The 16,273-nt window shown below is 64.9% G+C and carries 17 protein-coding genes; 10 read left to right on the forward strand and 7 right to left on the reverse strand.

The features are described from left to right. Positions 1-147: 147 nt before the first annotated feature. Entirely contained in the window at positions 148-1,551 is a 1,404-nt protein-coding gene (locus ITX31_RS02440) for an NAD(P)H-quinone dehydrogenase (RefSeq protein ID WP_194781895.1), read from the reverse strand. A gap of 94 nt (positions 1,552-1,645) precedes the next feature. Between ITX31_RS02440 and ITX31_RS02445 the strand changes: the two genes are divergently transcribed. Together ITX31_RS02445 and ITX31_RS02450 are read left to right on the forward strand one after the other, a co-directional pair. Next, the gene (locus tag ITX31_RS02445) at positions 1,646-2,449 is read left to right on the forward strand and encodes a purine-nucleoside phosphorylase (RefSeq protein WP_194781896.1); all 804 of its coding nucleotides are present in this window, start codon (positions 1,646-1,648) and stop codon (positions 2,447-2,449) included. A 24-nt stretch (positions 2,450-2,473) separates the two neighbouring features. Then, positions 2,474-4,234: a phospho-sugar mutase gene (locus tag ITX31_RS02450; protein ID WP_194781897.1), complete on the forward strand. Its 1,761-nt coding sequence runs from the start codon at positions 2,474-2,476 to the stop codon at positions 4,232-4,234. A gap of 23 nt (positions 4,235-4,257) precedes the next feature. On the opposite strand, the gene ITX31_RS02455 is transcribed toward ITX31_RS02450, so the two are convergent. From ITX31_RS02455 to ITX31_RS02465, 3 genes are all read right to left on the reverse strand, one after another. Further along, positions 4,258-5,841, reverse strand: a complete 1,584-nt coding sequence (locus ITX31_RS02455; RefSeq protein ID WP_228528911.1) for a putative bifunctional diguanylate cyclase/phosphodiesterase — start codon at positions 5,839-5,841, stop codon at positions 4,258-4,260. Next, positions 5,817-6,248, reverse strand: coding sequence for an STAS/SEC14 domain-containing protein (locus ITX31_RS02460; RefSeq protein WP_194781898.1), 432 nt, complete (start codon positions 6,246-6,248; stop codon positions 5,817-5,819). Before ITX31_RS02460 ends, ITX31_RS02455 begins: the two co-directional genes overlap by 25 nt. Before the next feature lie 218 nt (positions 6,249-6,466). Next, entirely contained in the window at positions 6,467-7,495 is a 1,029-nt protein-coding gene (locus tag ITX31_RS02465; RefSeq protein WP_194781899.1) for a hypothetical protein, read from the reverse strand. A 244-nt stretch (positions 7,496-7,739) separates the two neighbouring features. Between ITX31_RS02465 and ITX31_RS02470 the strand changes: the two genes are divergently transcribed. From ITX31_RS02470 to ITX31_RS02485, 4 genes are all read left to right on the forward strand, one after another. Beyond that, complete coding sequence (locus tag ITX31_RS02470) at positions 7,740-7,880, forward strand: hypothetical protein (RefSeq protein ID WP_194781900.1); 141 nt, start codon at positions 7,740-7,742, stop codon at positions 7,878-7,880. Positions 7,881-8,021: 141 nt separating this feature from the next. Continuing rightward, positions 8,022-8,729 carry a deoxyribose-phosphate aldolase gene (deoC, locus tag ITX31_RS02475; RefSeq protein ID WP_194781901.1) on the forward strand — a complete coding sequence of 236 codons (708 nt, stop codon included), beginning with the start codon at positions 8,022-8,024 and terminating at the stop codon, positions 8,727-8,729. 41 nt (positions 8,730-8,770) lie between these two features. Then, positions 8,771-9,022, forward strand: coding sequence for a hypothetical protein (locus ITX31_RS02480; RefSeq protein ID WP_194781902.1), 252 nt, complete (start codon positions 8,771-8,773; stop codon positions 9,020-9,022). A 149-nt stretch (positions 9,023-9,171) separates the two neighbouring features. Then, the gene (locus tag ITX31_RS02485) at positions 9,172-9,312 is read left to right on the forward strand and encodes a hypothetical protein (RefSeq protein ID WP_194781903.1); all 141 of its coding nucleotides are present in this window, start codon (positions 9,172-9,174) and stop codon (positions 9,310-9,312) included. A gap of 29 nt (positions 9,313-9,341) precedes the next feature. Here the strand turns inward: ITX31_RS02485 and ITX31_RS02490 are convergent, their stop codons facing one another. Continuing rightward, positions 9,342-10,343: an SIS domain-containing protein gene (locus ITX31_RS02490; protein WP_194781904.1), complete on the reverse strand. Its 1,002-nt coding sequence runs from the start codon at positions 10,341-10,343 to the stop codon at positions 9,342-9,344. Then, positions 10,322-11,542, reverse strand: a complete 1,221-nt coding sequence (locus ITX31_RS02495; RefSeq protein WP_194781905.1) for a hypothetical protein — start codon at positions 11,540-11,542, stop codon at positions 10,322-10,324. The genes ITX31_RS02490 and ITX31_RS02495 overlap by 22 nt, the downstream gene beginning before the upstream one ends. Positions 11,543-11,703: 161 nt before the next feature. Here ITX31_RS02495 and ITX31_RS02500 point away from each other — a divergent pair, with 161 nt between their 5' ends. Genes ITX31_RS02500 through ITX31_RS02515 form a run of 4 tightly spaced genes read left to right on the forward strand, consistent with a single transcriptional unit; the run spans position 11,704 to position 15,649 of the window. Continuing rightward, the gene (locus tag ITX31_RS02500; RefSeq protein ID WP_323745554.1) at positions 11,704-12,795 is read left to right on the forward strand and encodes a spermidine/putrescine ABC transporter substrate-binding protein; all 1,092 of its coding nucleotides are present in this window, start codon (positions 11,704-11,706) and stop codon (positions 12,793-12,795) included. A 6-nt stretch (positions 12,796-12,801) separates the two neighbouring features. Continuing rightward, complete coding sequence (locus ITX31_RS02505; RefSeq protein ID WP_323745555.1) at positions 12,802-13,704, forward strand: ABC transporter permease; 903 nt, start codon at positions 12,802-12,804, stop codon at positions 13,702-13,704. Further along, entirely contained in the window at positions 13,701-14,534 is an 834-nt protein-coding gene (locus ITX31_RS02510) for an ABC transporter permease (RefSeq protein WP_194781907.1), read from the forward strand. Before ITX31_RS02505 ends, ITX31_RS02510 begins: the two co-directional genes overlap by 4 nt. Further along, positions 14,531-15,649, forward strand: a complete 1,119-nt coding sequence (locus ITX31_RS02515; RefSeq protein WP_194781908.1) for an ABC transporter ATP-binding protein — start codon at positions 14,531-14,533, stop codon at positions 15,647-15,649. The genes ITX31_RS02510 and ITX31_RS02515 overlap by 4 nt, the downstream gene beginning before the upstream one ends. On the opposite strand, the gene ITX31_RS02520 is transcribed toward ITX31_RS02515, so the two are convergent. Next, positions 15,628-16,239 (reverse strand): TetR/AcrR family transcriptional regulator, encoded by a 612-nt coding sequence (locus tag ITX31_RS02520; RefSeq protein ID WP_194781909.1) that lies wholly within the window; start codon positions 16,237-16,239, stop codon positions 15,628-15,630. The two genes, ITX31_RS02515 and ITX31_RS02520, sit on opposite strands and share 22 nt — an antisense overlap. Positions 16,240-16,273: the final 34 nt, after the last annotated feature.

The raw sequence follows: 16,273 nt of genomic DNA on the forward strand, positions 1-16,273 counted from the left end.
AAAGCCCTAAATTCCGTGCTGGAAGCCCGTGCCCGGACGTGTTCTCGCCGCGGCGCGGACCCTCCACCCCCTCGAGATTACAGAAACTGCCCGTATCAGGGCTGATACGGGCAGTTTCTGTAATCTCGTGGGGCGAGCGGGGTACCGCTAGATGTGTACGTGCAGCCGGCGCGCAGCTTCGGAAATGGAACCGGTCAGCGAGGGGTAGACGGTGAAGGTGTTGGCGACGTCGTCCACGTGCAGCTTCTGGGTGACGGCCAGGGCGATCGGGAAGATGAGTTCCGAGGCACGGGGCCCGACGACGACGCCGCCGATCACCGTTCCGGACCCCTTCCGGGCAATGATCTTCACGAAGCCCTCCTTGACGTCCATCATCTTGGCCCGCGCGTTGGTGTGCAGCGAGAGCTTGATGACGTCGCCCTGGTAGCGGCCGGCGTCGACGTCGGCTTCCGAGACGCCCACGGAGGCAATCTCCGGTGAGGTGAAGATGTTCGAGGCCACGTGCTTGAGCTTCAGCGGCTTCACGCTGTCCCCCATCAGGTGGGCAATCGCGATGCGTCCCTGCATCGCAGCAACGGACGCCAGGTTGAAAACGCCCGTGCAGTCACCGGCGGCGTAGACATTGGGTGCAGTGGTGCGGGAAACGCCGTCGACCTTGATCTGTCCGTACTCGTCCAGGGCGATTCCGGCCTCTTCGAGCCCGATGTCCTGCGTATTGGGGATGGCACCGACGGCGACGAGGCAGTGCGAGCCCTCGACCGTGCGTCCGTCGGAGAGCGTGACGAGCACGCCCTCGCCGGTGTTCTTCACTGAATCTGCGCGGGAGCGGGACAGGACGGTCATGCCGCGGGCCTGGAACACGTCTTCCAGCACCCGGGCGGCGTCCGCGTCCTCTCCGGGCAGCACCCGGTCCCGGCTGGAGATCAGCGTGACCCGGGACCCCAGGCCGTTGTAGGCCGAGGCAAACTCCGCACCGGTAACGCCGGAGCCGATGACGATCAGGTGCTCGGGAACTTCGGTGAGGTTGTAGATCTGCTTCCAGGTGAAGATCCGCTCGCCGTCGGGCATGGACGTTTCCAGTTCGCGGGGGTTCGCGCCGGTGGAGAGCAGCAGCGCTTCGGCTTCGACCGTGGTGACGGTGCCGTCGTCGACGGTGACTTCAAGGGTGTGGTTGTCCAGCAGGCGGCCTTCGCCGATCACCACGTTCACGCCCATGCGCTCCAGGGTGCGGCGGATGTCGTTGGACTGCTCGCGGGCCAGCGCCAGCAGGCGGTGGTTGACCATCTTCAGGTCCGCTGACGCCGGCTTGGAGTCACCGAAGTCAACGCCCAGGCCGGACGCCGCGTTCAAACGCGTCATCACGTCTGCGGTGGCAATAAGGGTCTTGGAAGGTACGACGTCGGTCAGGACGGCTGAGCCGCCCAGGCCGTTGCGCTCCACAATAGTGACGTCCGCCCCCAGCGATGCTGCCACCATGGCGGCTTCATATCCGCCGGGGCCGCCGCCGAGGATTGCGATTTTTCGGGCTGTGAAATCTAGTTGGCTCGTCACAACTGTCCATTCTGTCGCATCCGGGGATGCCGCTCAAACGGGACCTGGAAAGCGGGCAGGAGCAGTGCTGTCCAACACACGGTAAGTTGTACGGGTGAGCAACGACGAACCCTTTGAACTTGCCCGGCACGCCGCAGCGTACATTGCCGAGAAAACCGGTGTACCCAGCCATGACATCGCCCTGGTCCTGGGCAGCGGATGGGGTGAGGCAGCCGAACTGATCGGTGAAACCACCGCGACCATCCCGGCGTCGGAAATCCCCGGATTCTCCGCACCCGCAGTGCAGGGCCACGTTGGAACCATCCGTTCCGTCCTGACCTCCGGCGGAAAACGTGCCCTCATCCTGGGCGCGCGCACGCACTACTACGAGGGCAAGGGTGTCCGAGCGGTGGTCCACGGCGTGCGCACCGCGGCCGCCGCCGGCGCCAAGGTGATGGTGCTGACCAATGGCTGCGGCGGGTTGAACCTGGACTGGAAACCCGGCACGCCCGTGCTGATCAGCGACCACCTGAACCTCACGGCAGCCTCGCCGCTGGAAGGTGCCACGTTCGTAGACCTGACGGACCTCTACTCTCCGCGCCTGCGCGAGCTCGCGCGCACCATTGACCCGAGCCTGGCGGAGGGTGTGTACGCCCAGTTCCCCGGCCCGCACTATGAGACCCCGGCCGAGGTCCGGTACGCCAAAACCATCGGCGCCGATCTCGTGGGCATGTCCACCGCTCTGGAGGCCATTGCCGCCCGCCACGCCGGCATGGAGGTCTTCGGCATCAGCCTGGTCACCAACCTCGCCGCCGGCATCAGCCCGCAGCCGCTCAGCCATCAGGAAGTGCTGGAAGCCGGAGCCGAAGCAGGCCCGCGGATCTCCGGACTGCTGGCCGGAATCATCGGCGCCCTCTAGCCGCAAACCCCCATAGGACACCCCATGAGCCTGACCTCCACTGAACGTGACGAACTGGTAGCTGCGGCCCGTCGCTGGGCGGACACGGATCCAGACCATGCGACTGCCGCCGAGCTGCGGAAGCTGCTGGCCGAAGCGGCCGCGGACGGCGAAGCGGCAGAAACTGCCCTGGCGGAACTCGCTGACCGTTTCTCCGGCACCCTGGAGTTCGGTACCGCCGGCCTCCGCGCCGCCCTTGGCGCCGGCCCCATGCGGATGAACCGTGCAGTTGTCCGCCGCACAGCCGCCGGCATCGCAGCGTTCCTGCAGGACAAGTCGGAGGGCTGGACCCCGAGCGCCGTCATCGGCTACGACGCACGCCACAATTCGAAGGCGTTCGCCCTGGAGACTGCCGCGGTCTTCAGCGCTGCGGGAATCGAGGCGTTCCTGCTCCCCTGCACGCTTCCGACTCCGGTGCTCGCCTACGCGGTGCGGGCTCTGGACGCGGATGCCGGCGTGATGGTCACTGCCAGCCACAATCCGGCACAGGACAACGGCTACAAGGTGTACCTGGGCGGCCGGACGGTAAAGGGTCCTGGCCGCGGAGCCCAGATAGTCCCGCCGTACGACGCCGAGATAGCAGCCCGCATCGACTACTCCGTGCCGCTGGACTCGATAGAGACGGCACCCGAAGGCTGGACCGACGTGTCCGAGTCGATCGCGGCGGACTATATCAATGCCGTCGATGGCCTGGTCACCCGGGACGGCTATCCGTCCCGGGACCTGAAAATTGTCCTCACCCCGATGCACGGTGTCGGCGGGGAAACTATGATGTCCGTGCTGCGCGACGCCGGTTTTACTTCCGTGAAGCTGGTGGCAGCCCAGGCCCGGCCGGATCCGGACTTCCCCACGGTGGCATTCCCCAATCCGGAGGAACCCGGGGCGCTGGATCTGGCCGTGGCGATGGCCGCGGAGACGGGCGCTGACATTGTGCTGGCCAATGATCCCGACGCCGACCGGGCGGCCGTTGCGGCCAAGGACCCGGCCACCGGCGAGTGGCGCATGCTGCGCGGCGATGAGACCGGCGCCCTCCTGGGCGCGCACCTGGCTGCCCGCATCCGTTCCGGCAATTGGAAGCTGCGCGGCAGCGCCGGCCGCTCCCCGGTATTCGCGAACTCAATTGTCTCCTCCCGGCTGCTGGCACGGATCGCTCACTCCGCTGGATTCACCCATCAGGAGACCCTGACCGGCTTCAAATGGATTTCCCGGGTGCCGGGACTCGTGTACGGGTATGAGGAAGCGCTGGGCTACTGCGTGGCTCCGGGCCTGGTACGGGACAAGGACGGCATATCCGCCGGTCTCCTCATCGCCGAGCTTGCCGCCTCGCTCAAGGCAGCGGGACGCACGCTCTTTGACATGCTCGACGACCTGGCGCTTGAACACGGGCTGCACGCCTCTGACCAGCTGTCCGTCCGCGTGGCAGACCTGACGCTGATTCCGCAAATGATGACCCGCCTGCGCGAGCAGCCTCCTGCTTCCCTGGCTGGATCCCCCGTGATGTCCGCCGTCGACCTCTCGACCGGCTCGGCGAGCCTCCCGCCGACAGACGGGCTGCTGTACCTGACCCGGGATGACACCCGCATTATCGTTCGACCCTCCGGCACCGAGCCGAAGCTTAAGTGCTACCTGGAAGTCATCGAGCCGGTCTCCGGGCGCGGCGAGCTTGCGGCGGCCCGCTCTGCTGCTGCGGAACGGCTGGAGGCAGCGACGTCGGATATTGCTTCCGCGCTGGGACTCGGCAGCTAGGAACGCTGAGGCGCGGAGCCGCGCTAGTTTGCGGCGGCCGGCGCCTGAACGAGGGGAAGCGCCGTTCCTGCTGCAAGAATGGCCTGGATCTGCCCCGCGGCGAGGGGCCTGCTGAAGTAATATCCCTGGCCGTTGCGGCAGCCCAGCACCAGCAGGTCTGCGGCCTGGTCCAGGGTTTCAATGCCCTCGAAGACAGCTTCCATGCCGGCGGCACGGATGAGGCCGTGGACGGCATCCACGAACTGGCGCTGTCCCGGGTCCGCACTGATATCCCTAATCAGGCTGCGGTCCACCTTGACGGTCTGGACAGGCAGCCGGCGCAGGTAGCTGATCGAGGAGTAGCCGGTGCCGAAGTCGTCAATCTCGATGCCCACGCCAAGGGCGTTCAGTGACATCAAAGAGTACATCTCAACGTCCCCGCCGCTGACGAACGCGCTCTCGGTGATCTCGATGACCAGGCGGGAAGCCCGTGTTCCGGTCTCCAGCAGGTCCTGCCGGACGTGGTCCACCAGGTCCAGCCTCTGCAGTTCCATCGCCGAGAGGTTCACCCGGACCTGGAAGTCCTTATCGAGGTCCAGCTCATCTTCCCAGCGCGCCAGCTGCTCCAGGGCAGCCCGCAGTACCCAGCGGCCAAGATCCAGGATGATGCCGGTTTCCTCTGCGATGGGAATGAAGTCATCCGGCATCACCAGGCCGCGCTGCGGGTGCTGCCAGCGCACCAGGGCTTCCACCCCGCTCATCCTGCCCGTGGCAAGCTCGACGACGGGCTGGTAGTCGAGGAACAGTTCGTTCCGTCCCAGTCCCTCGCGCAGTTCGGCCGCCATATCCCGGCGAAGCTGCCTGGCGTAGAGCATCACCGGTTCAAAGGCCTTGCTTTGACCGCGGCCCGCGTCCTTGGCTGCGTACATAGCCGTGTCCGCGCGCACCATGATGGCTTCTGCGCTTTCCCCCGCCTGGGCGGCGTGGACGCCAACGCTGGCACGCGGCCAGACATCGATTTCTTCCACCCGGATGGATTCGGCGAGGGCCTCGTGTATTCGGGCGGCTACCCCCATGGCGGTGCTGAGCCCCGTGTCCGGAAGCAGGACGGCGAATTCATCCCCGCCCAGCCTTGCTACCGTGTCCCCCCGGCGGACTGCCCAGCGGATCCTCCTGGCGACTTCCACCAGCACCTGGTCTCCGGTTTGGTGGCCAAAGCTGTCGTTGATGTCCTTGAAGGCGTCCAGGTCGATCATGAGGACCGAAGGGCGCGCGCCCTCAACCTCTGAGGCGAGCAGTTCCGCCTCAATCTCGTGCATAAGGGCGGTGCGGTTGGCGGTCCCGGTCAGCGCATCGCTCATCGCCATCCGCTGCATCTGGCGGTGCGCCGCCTGGAGTTCCCTGGTGCGGGATTCAACGCGCTCTTCGAAGTCCTGGTAGACGGAATTCAATTCCTCGGCCAGCAGGTTGATTCCCGTGATGACGGCGTCCACCTCGTCACGCTTCGGTGAGGTGCGGATTTTGGTGTTCAGGTCACCGGCCGCGATCCGGACGATCCCGTCCACCACCTGCTGGAGCCTGGTGTCCCCGGCCTCCGGAGCGGTCATCGTGTTTTGGCTCTCAACCATTCAAGTGCCTTGTCCCGGGAAGAGAAGTACTTGGTGGGGCAAGACGGCAGGTCACCTCCGAGCAGGAAGTTGGCTATGACCCGGTCCACCTGCGAGGACCCCAGGACAGCAACCGCGGAAGCGTTTTGGGCGCTGCCGAAGACTGACCGGGCACTGCGCGTGATGGATTCGATTCCCGTAAGTTCCAGCAGGAGCGGCATCATTCCCGTTCGGGTTAACTGTTCGAACTCCGACGCAGCACGAGCTGCGACCCCTCCCGTGATGACGGCACCGGGAGGAAGGACCAACCTCACGAAGCCATCCTCCAGGAACACCGCGGCATACCCTTCGGCGAGTCTAGCAGCACTGGCTCCTTCTACGGGCGTGGCCTCTTCCGGCAGCGGCGCTGCACTCTCGACCACCGTCATCTGATGCCCCCGGCGCGGCCTGGCGCGGCGTTCCGAAACGCATCAGTTCCGTGTGGCCCTGCGAAATCAAAAAGTCGATACTTTCCCATGTTTCCCCCCAAAGCCAAAGGTACCCCAGCAGGCCGGGAAACGGAGGATTTCGAGACACCATTCCAGGCCTAAATATTAATTTCAGGTGTGGTCGCGGGCACCGGGATCGGGCCACCGGCGCAGGACCATTAGCCGTCGAATGGTTCCGGCGAATGGGACATGAATCTTCTGGACTGCTCCGCGCGGGCGCCGGCACCCGCTTCTTCGAACAGGTGGGCACTCTGGGCGAAGCGGTCATCCGCGTCCGCCAGCTGGCCCTCAGCACGGAGAATCCTGGCCAGCAGGAAAACGGCTTCCCCTTCGATATGCGGTGCCATGATTTCCGACTTCTCCATTACGGCGTTCATCTTGGAACGCGCTGCGGTGAGGTCTCCAGTCAGGAACGACCAGTAGGCACGGGTTATCGCCAGCTCAATTTCGTCCTGCGGTGTGCCACCGGTAATGGAGATTGCCATCTCGGCCCGCTCAATACACTGCAGGGTCTCCGGCTCGACGAGATTCGCCGTGAGGCGCATGAAGGCGGAAGCCTTGTTGAAGAGCGCCCACAGGCTCACGTCGTTGGTGGGAGAAAGAGCGGCTGAAGCAAGTCCGTGATAGTGGACAGCTTCCCGGTGCCGGCCAATCAGGAACGCCGCATTTCCTATGGCCCAAAAGGCTTTGCCAGCCACCTCGGCTTTTGTGTCATGACCGATCATGGCAGCGAAATCCTGCGCTTCACGCCAAGCAGCATCGAAGTCGCCGCTTTCGGCCAGTACTGCGACCAGAACCTGCTGGGTCTCTAGCGTGCTCTCGTATCCATTCCGTTCATCACCAGGCGAATCCGCTGCGGACCGCGCGATCGCCAATGCCTTCGGCAGCTGCCCTAGAGCCTGAAGAGCAACCGAGTGAAGTGCCCTCGCCTTGAACTCCAGATCGCGGTCATCGCAGGTTACGGCGTGCTGCACAAGAACGGTTGCAGTTTCAGCGCACTCCGCCATCTGGCCCATTTCACGCTGGCACCTGCCTACCAGAAAGACCATTCGACCCCACCCGTCCTGGTCCTCCGTATTCTGCGCGATGGAAGCGGCACGCTGCGCATACGCCAAGGCATCTGAGTATTCCCGGTTTTCCCAGTGTCGTCGAGCCTTGTACTCGTTCAGTATGAAGTCATCGATCATCCCAAAGCCACGACTTTCTCGGTATCCAGCACGGCGATTGCAACACCATGTTCATTGTTGCGTATGGGCGCCGTTCCGGACGCAACGTTACGCTGCAAAGCAAAGAATGGTCCGGATCCCCAAGTCCGGCGCAGCATATACGAAAGATACCCCGAAATTTGGATACAGGAACGGTTTCGAGGTCTCGTCGTTAGGTACACTTTATCTGTCAGCTAGCTGTGAAGACCTCACCATAGGAGCACTAATGAAGAAACTGGGCGCATCGCTTCTTCTCGCGGCAGCCATTACGGCTGTTGGAGTAGCCGCACCGGCGAACGCAGCACCGTCGTTCGGCAACAATAACGGCGGGACGGTTTCTCCGCTCGTCAATTGGTGGCCGCACTAGGAAGCTGAATGCCGGGACAATCGCAGATTGTCCCGGCATTTTCAGTTAACCGCCCAATTCGCACCGGCACTGTATCGGGAACCGGCGGGCGTTACCGGCCCGCATATGGGAGACTGGAGGACCAGTTTGGAAAGGACCGCCATGCCCACGAACGCCGCGCCTGAAGAGACTCCGCAGACCGCGGATCTCGCCTCATACATCGACCACACCCTGCTCAAGCCGGAAGCTTCCCGCGAGGACATCCTGCGCGTCTGCGAAGAGGCAGCCCAGTACGGTTTCAAGTCGGTCTGCGTAAACCCGCTCTGGGTCTCGACAGTGCATACCGCATTGAAGGACTCCGGAGTGGACACCTGCTCCGTCATTGGTTTCCCCCTCGGAGCCACCACCACCGAGGTTAAAGTCTTCGAGGCCCAGGGTGCCCTGCAGGACGGCGCCGATGAGATCGACATGGTCATAGACATTGCCGCAGCCCGCCGGGGTGACCGCGAAACCCTGGTCCGGGACATCGCTTCCGTTGCGGAGGCCGTCCATGAGGCCGGCGGGATCCTCAAGGTCATCATCGAAACCGCGCTGCTCACCGACGAGCAGAAGGTCCTGGCATGCGAAGCTTCCGTGGACGCCGGCGCGGACTTCGTGAAGACCTCCACCGGATTCAACGGCGGCGGCGCCACGGTTGCGGACGTTGCCCTGATGCGCCGCACGGTTGGCCCCGACCTGGGTGTAAAGGCTTCCGGCGGTGTCCGCAGCCGCGAGGATGCGCTGGCAATGATCGACGCCGGCGCCACGCGAATTGGAGCTAGCTCCGGAATCGCTATTGTTAAGGGTGGTAACGGCGGGTCCGGTTACTGATCCGTCCGCCGCTGAAAACTTTTTGAAACGGAGAAAATCCCATGGCACGATCCACGGCCAAGCAGCCCACGCACTCGGGCGAAGGACACCTGGCCTCGAACCTCGTCACCTTCATCGTCTTCTTCGGGCTCTTCCTCGCCTCGATCTACGCGCTGAACTGGCTGACCCTGGACGTGGTCTGGCCGATGGTGGTCTGCCTCGTCGTAGGTACGCTCGTCTACCTCATCCCCTTCATGATGGGCCGCTCGGACACCACCGTTGAGCTGGCCGAAGGAAAGTCGCACAACGAGTAAGTAAGCGGCGGCCTGAAAGCCCATAGACAAATAAGGACTGCACGCCCGGCATTGCCCGGCGTGCAGTCCTTTTTTCGGGTAAAACCGAGCAGGAAACAAGTAGCAAGTACTCTTAGCACTTAGCCGGGGCCATTCTTAAAGTCGTCTCCATGAGCACAATACTGACACGCAGGCAATGGCGCGCTGAGCGTATCCGCCAGCAGCGCTTCACCCGGTATTCCTACGCGGCGATAGCAGCCATGGTGCTGCTGGCTGCCATCGTCTTTGTCATTGCCATCCAGCAGACGTAGAGCGTCCCAGGCCGGCCGGGACCGGCCCGCTAGGGCGACGGCTCAGCAGGGACCTGCGAGCTCCAGGAGTGTTCCGGATCCTTGGCGTACCAGTCCCAGGCAACCAGTTCCGGCACCAGCGTCTCCACCAGGGCAGCTACCAGCCACAGCTCCTGCCCCGGATAGGACACGGTAAGGGCTGCTTCGGGAAAGCCCTCTCCGACGGCGACAACCCGCGCACCGCGCGGCATCATCCAGTCCAGGGCCTGCTGGTCCCACCGCGATCCGGTAAAAACTAGCGCCGGATAGTCGAGTGTCTTCGACAGATAGACATCCGCATGGGACCAGTCCCCCGTTTCACTGCCGTATGCCGGGCGGCGGGGAACCTCGCGGATCATCAGCGAACCCTGCGCCGCACTGGAGAACCGTTCGGCCGGTGCCAGCAGGAACGTACCGTCCCGGCCCAGGAGCAGTGCGGAGGCCTGCGGCAGCCACCGTTCCGAGGAGTCCAATACCGAGCGCACACCAAGCGCTGCACGCTGTGCCGCTTCCGCCAGCATCCCGTAGGAGGCACCGAAGCGTTCCAGCAGCGCAGCGATAACCAGCAGGGAATGCCTGAAGTTCCGGCAGGAAATGCCGGAGACTTCCTCCCCTGCGTTCATTGCAACCGTGAAGTCAGCCATAGCCGCAAGCGCAGACTCGGGCCTGTTGGTCACTGCCACCAGTCTTCCGGTGCCGCGGTAGCTTTCGGCCGCGGCCAGGACCTCGACGCTGGTGCCGGTCGCGGAGACAGCCACCACCAGCAGGTCCGGTGCCGGTGCCGGAAGCAGCGCCGTGCTTGCCAGTTCAACCTGGACGTTTACGCCGTCGGCACGTGCCTTCCGCGCAGCCGTGGCTGCCGCATAGGCGCTGGAGCCCATCCCCAGGATCAGGATGCGTCCGGCCGGGGGCAGCTCCGCCAGCCCGGGGTAACCGCCGTCAAGCAGTTCAGCCATACCGTCCAGGTACTCCGGGACCTGCTGCAGGTCCTCTAGGAAGCGGGAGGTGTCCACACGGGCTCCTTCGTCTGTGGGGTGCGGGAAAGGTCCCGCCGGAAACGGTAGGTGACGGCGCCGTCGGCCGCATATTGCCAGCGCGGCAAATAGCGGTGGGCGTAGATGAGTTCGCGCAGCAGCTGCTCCGCGATGAGGCCGGGCAGCACGGCTTCGTCCAGCAGGTCCGGGAAGCCAGACTCGGCGGCAGCGCAGTGGTAGGCCTGGACAAGCTCTGCTTGCGCCTCCGAGGCCCAGCCGTAGAGCCGGTCCAGTGACCGCGGATCGTCAGCCTGCAGGCGCCTGGCAGCCACCGAGGCCACCATGTCCAGGCTGGCGGCCAAATGTGCGACGTCGCGGGCGGCGGTATCGGGCCGGTCCCGCTCGGCGGCGGGCTGCTGGGGATCGCCGTCGAAATCAAGCAGCCAGTACTTGCCCTCCGAGCGCAGCACCTGTCCCACGTGCAGGTCTCCGTGCAGGTCGAAGGCCGGCGCAGCGGTCTCGGGGATGCTTGCCAGCAGGTCTCGCAGGTGCCCGGCCCTGTTCTCCAGCCGCGTCCCGGCGTCGCCGTCCGTGAGAGCCAGGGCAGCGTCCAGCACGCCGTTGGCCCGGGCCCGGGCCTCGGCCGCCCCCGGCGCCGGCAGCGGATCGGCAGCGAAGAGTGCGGCATGCACTTCGGCAGTGAGCCGGCCAAGGGCGGCCGGGAAGTCCGGCTGCGCCCCGCCGCGGAACCAGTCAACGACGTCGCCGGCGGCCCAGGTCCAGCCATCATCCGCGTCCGGTATCAGCGCACTAAGCAGCGCCAGGGTGCCGCGGCCCCGCTCCGGGTGCTCCCATTCCAGTGAACCGTAGTAGCCGGGCACGGAGTCCACGCCGGCATCTGCCAGCCGCGCCAGCAGGCGGGCAGAACGGTCGGCACCTGACCACTGGCGCACCAGCTTGATGATCTTGTCCCCGCCGATTACCACCGACAGATTGGTCATATCCACGCTGACGGCTGCTTCCTCCAGTCCGTCGCCGGCGGGCAGCCGGGTACGCACCGCGTGGAGCTCTCCTGCAGAGGCCGTGAGCGAACTCGTCGCTCCTGCCAGCACGGCAGCGGCGAAGTCTCCAGCCAGGCCCGTGCCTGCCGTTGCCGGAAGTCCGCGTGAGTCGAGCATGGAAAGGACACCGTCCGGCTGCAGTCGCATAGTGCCGTGCACGGCCTTCACTGAATCCATGAAACAACCTTTGCATTCCTTGCATGCAGGTTCAAGGACAGATTGTTAAATGCTTGTTACGGCCAAAAATAAGCGTTGTATTCCTTGAAGCTCAATGTAAAGATCAATGCAGCACCCATCCGGAGTGTGATCGACCACACAGCGCACGAGTAGGAGCCATCGTGAGTTTCCAGCGCGTTTCACGGACCGCCGCCGTAGCAGCAACAGCGGTCCTTGCTCTGTCGGCCTGCGGCGGAGGAAGCGGGTCCGCGGACCTGGATCCCGACGCCGACCTCAGTGAGCAGAAGCTGGTAGTCGGCATCTGGGCCGACTACTATCCCGAGGATCTTGCCGAGACCTTCGAAGCGGAGACGGGCGTTCCCGTCCAGATTGTGCACCATGCAACGAACGAAGAGATCATGGCCAAATTGACGGCCGGCGGAGACTCCGGAATCGACGTCGCGTTCGTCTCCGGCCAGTACGCCCAGGCCCTCAACGAAGGCGGAATGCTCCAGGAACTGGACCACTCCCTCATCCCCAACATCGAGAACCTTTATCCAGAGGCCATGGAAATGGCCTACGACGACGGCAACACCTTCTCCCTTCCCTATGCCTGGGGAACCACCGGTCTCTGCTACCGCTCGGACCTGCTGCCGGCGGAGCCCACCTCCTGGACCGAGCTGCTGGAGCCGGCGGCAGACATCGCCGGCAAAACCACCATGCTCTCCACCGAACGCTGGATGGCGCTGCCTGCCCTCAAGGCACTGGGTTATTCGGTGAACTCGGAAGATCCGGGCGAGCTGGAGGCCGTGAAGGAACAGCTCACTGCCACCAAGCCCACCCTGCTGTCCTTCGATGACACCACCTTCTACTCCAAGCTGGTCACCGGCGAGGCAGTGCTGACCGAGGCCTGGGACGGCTGGTGCAACTACGGCATTGCCGAGGACCCAAACATCAAGTTCACCGTTCCGGAAGAAGGCAGCGATCTTTGGGTGGACACGATGACGGTGCTGAAGTCCTCTCAGAACAAGGAGGCGGCAATGGCGTTCCTGAACTACGTGCTTGAGCCGGAGGTCCACTCCTGGGCCGCGGAGAACATCCTCTACAAGGTGCCGAATAAAGCCGCCATGGAGGCACTGGACCCGGAACTGCTGGCCACGTACCCGAACCTTGCCATGACCCCTGCCGAACTGGCGAAGCAGGAAGTGATTGTCGACCTGGGTGACTACAGCACTGAGTACACCCGGCTCGCCACGGAAATCTCCGCGAAGTAGCTTCCCGTGCCCGCCCTTCGCTACGCATCCTCCGGCGCCGCCTGGCGCCGGAGGATGGCCGGTTTTCCGATCCTCGGACCCGGCGTCCTGTTCCTGTTTGTGCTGGCGGTCCTGCCCGTGGCACTCGTTACCGTCTATGCGTTCTTCGAGCGCGGCCGGTTTGGCGGCGTCGAGTACAACTTTACGCTGGACAACTTCATCCGGCTGGCCGACCCGCTCTATCTGGGCGTGGTGCTGAAATCCATCGTCATCGCCGGGGCCGCCACCGGGATTGCCCTGCTGATCGGTTACCCGGCGGCCCTGTTCATCGCCCGGCTGCCCAAACGGTGGCGCACCCTGGCGCTGATAGCGGTGCTGCTTCCCTTTTGGACGAACTTCCTGATCCGCACCTACGCGTGGATCCTGCTGCTGAACAACGCCGGCTGGATCAACCAGGGCCTGCAGGCCCTCGGCATCACCGCCGAACCGGTGGCAATGCTGTACACCGAACCGGCCGTCGTCGTCGGGCTGGTCTACATGTACCTGCCGCTGATGATCCTGCCGCTGTACGCGTCGCTGTCCTCGCAGGACGCGCAGCTCACCGAAGCGGCCACCAACTTAGGCTCCTCCCCGTTCCGGGTGTTCCGCACCATTACGCTGCCGCTCTCCGCGCCGGGGGCGCTGACCGGCTGCATCTTCGTGTTCGTTCCCGCGATGGGCAATTTCATTATTCCGGAGCTGATCGGCGGCGGTAAGACCGTGCTGATCGGCAACCTCATCCGCGACCAGTTCCTCAAGGCGCGCGACTGGCCCTTCGGGGCGGCGCTGGCACTGGTCATGACGGCGTTCCTGGTGCTCCTGCTGATCCTCCAGCAGCGCGCGTCCCGCGCGGTCAGCGAAGGCAAGACCCCGCGGAAGGCGGACGCATGAGCACGCTCGCACCCGGCCGGAGGGCCGCAGGGAAAGACGTACGACGCCGGAGCGCGCGGCGCTGGCGCGGCTGGCACCTGAAGGTACCGTTTTGGGCCGCGATCGGCTTCCTCTACCTCCCGATCCTCGTAGTCACGGCCATGTCCTTCAACGCGTCCTCCAACCTCTTCTCCTGGTCAGGTTTCTCGCTGAAGTGGTACGCGGAGGTCTTCCGGTCCCCGGAGATCCTTGCATCCCTGGGCAACACCCTGGTGGTGGCCGCGGCTGCAGCCGTGCTGGCCACCGTGCTGGGCACGCTCACCGCCGTCGGCATCCACCGCTACACCAAGGGCGGGCTGATCCGGGCGATCGCCATCGCTCCGGCGATGCTCCCGGACCTGCTGCTGGCCATCGGCCTGCTGAGTCTCTTCACACTGCTGAATTTCACCCTGGGCCTGCTCTCGGTGATCCTGGCGCACACCGTGTTCGCCATGGCCTTCGTGACCGCGATTGTCCTGGCCCGGCTGGCGCAGGTTGACCCGTCCCTCGAAGAAGCCTCCCGGGACCTGGGCGCAACCCCGTCGCGGACGCTGCTGAAGGTGACTGTTCCGCAGCTCGGGCCGGCGATCGTCTCCGGCGGGCTGCTGGCTTTCACGCTTTCGCTGGACGAATTCGTGATCGCGTTCTTCACCACCAGCCCCACCGTCTCCACCCTGCCCATCAACATTTACTCGATGGTGCGCTTCGGCGTCTCCCCCGAAATCAATGCCCTCGCCACCATGCTGCTGGGCCTGACCGTCCTGGCGGTCCTGGGCACGCAGCGCCTGACCAAGATTGCGGATTCACTATGACCACCGGACACGCTCCCTCCCCCGCGGACCAGCCGCTGCTGCAGCTGCGTTCCCTCAGCCACAGCTACGGCGCCGTCCAGGCGCTGCACGGGATTGATCTGGACATTGCCGGCAATGAGTTCTTCGCCCTGCTGGGCCCTTCCGGCTGCGGCAAGAGCACCCTGCTGCGCTCCATCGCCGGGTTTGAGACGCCCGCTGAAGGCGAGATCCTGCTCGACGGCGAACCGCTGACCGCGCTGCCGGCACACCGGCGGCCGGTGAACATGATGTTCCAGTCCTATGCCCTGTTCCCCCACCTCTCCGTGGAGAAGAACGTGGCCTACGGCCTGGAGGTGGAAGGCCTGGCCAAGGCCGAAGTCCACCGCCGGGTGGGCGAGGCGCTTGAAACCATCGGGCTGACCAAATTCGCCAAGCGGCGCCCCGGACAGCTCTCCGGCGGTCAGCGCCAGCGTGTGGCCCTGGCCCGGGCCATCGTGAAGCGTCCGCGCCTGCTGCTGCTGGATGAACCGCTCTCCGCCCTGGACCGGAAGGTCCGGGCGGAAATGCAGCTTGAACTCAAGCGCCTCCAGCATGAAGCCGGCATGACGTTCGTAGTGGTCACCCATGACCAGGAAGAAGCCATGTCCATGGCGGACCGGGTGGCGGTACTCAACGGCGGCCGGCTGGAACAGGTTGACACCCCGGTGGCGCTCTACGCCGCACCCCGGACCCGGTTCGTGGCCGACTTCATCGGCACCGCGAACCTGATCGACGGCACCGCCGCCGCCGGCGGCATCCTGCTGGACAACGGGCTGGTGGTCGCCGCGGAGCATACGATCCCCGCCGGAACCGCAGCCACCGCCGTCGTACGCCCGGAAGACGTGGCACTGGCGGCACCCGGCACCGGCACGCTGTCCGGAACCGTGGTGGATACGTTCTTCCTCGGCGGCACTTCCACCGTGTCGGTACAGGTGCCCGGGCTGACGGTACCCTTCACCTGCAATGTGAGGGCCGTCGAGGTTCCGCGGCGCGGATCACAGGTGGGTTTGGTCATCGACGCGGCCAGAACCGTAGCCGTGAAGGATGACCGCGCGGACTCCCGCCACGGCGCCGCTCAGGAAACGGTCAGCTCATGAGAGGTTGCGATCCGCGCGTAGTCCGCGATCAGAAGAGCTGCCGTCTCGGCGTCGATGCTCGGATGACGGGCAATGATCCGGTAACCGTAGGCGTCCTCGAGCGCCACCAGGTTGCGGGCAACAGTGAGCGGGTCCTGCGTCAGGGCGAACATGCCGCGCGCGGCCCCCTGCTCCAGCACCACCAGGTACATGCCCACCTGCCGCTCGTAGAGCGAGGTCAGCAGGGTCGCGGTCACCGGGTTGTTGCCTGCCGAACCGCCCAGGGCACAGAGCATGGCGACCTGCGCATCATCGGATCCGGAAGGCAGACCCGAGCGGATCAGTGCCAGCAGCCGGACGGCGGGATCGTCCGGCAGCGAGGCGAGCATCTGTACCCGCTGTTCGTAGAAGCGTTCCATCGCCTCGCGGTTCGCCTCAAGCATCAGGTCATCAATGTTCGGGTAGTAGTACAGCACCGCCCCGCTGGTCAGCCCGGCCTCTTCTGCAACCCGGTTCAGCCGGGCACCGTCCGGACCATGCTTGGCCACCGCCCGCTGGGCGGCCGCCACGATCTCGCTGCGGCGTGCGGCCTGGTTCTTCGGACGTGCCATGTAAAACCTTCCTCCAATGGACTGATTTACCACC

It is taken from the genome of Arthrobacter gandavensis, from assembly GCF_015355785.1.
Lineage (GTDB): Bacteria > Actinomycetota > Actinomycetes > Actinomycetales > Micrococcaceae > Arthrobacter_B > Arthrobacter_B gandavensis_A.